1 protein-coding gene is annotated in these 404 nt (G+C 37.4%); it reads left to right on the top strand.

What is annotated here, in order from left to right:
* Positions 1–404 (top strand): family 43 glycosylhydrolase (locus ACT9TX_RS18515; protein ID WP_481340618.1); only part of this gene is annotated, 404 nt, incomplete at both ends.

Genomic DNA, 404 nt, shown 5'->3' with positions numbered 1-404 from the left:
GTGGCTATAAAATTATTTATGCCAAATCAAAAAGTATAGAAGGGCCATGGTCTCAGCCAGAAGAGATTTTGTACAAAAATGGTTCATCAATAAATAGTACCGACCCAGGCGTACTTTGGGATATGGAAAACCATAAAGCTTGGCTTAATGTAAATACAGCGGTTGGGGTAAAAATTTTTCCATTGTCGTGGGATGGAACAAAGGTTTTACAAAACGTTACCGAAGGCATTACCGTAACTAAAGAACTATCAGGCGAATCAAATAAACTATACAAATTTGGCAATGATTTTTACGCCATGAATACGCATGTAGGCGATTTTAAAGGCAACCAAATACGGATGCAGGTTTTTAGCCGTGCAAAAAAAATGGAAGGCCCATGGGAAAGTAAAATTGTACTTAGCAAT

The sequence above is a fragment of the Parasediminibacterium sp. HNIBRBA5674 genome (genome assembly GCF_056745525.1).
The sequence above is the reverse complement of the archived record's forward strand: the minus strand, read 5'-3'. Positions and strand labels throughout refer to the sequence as shown.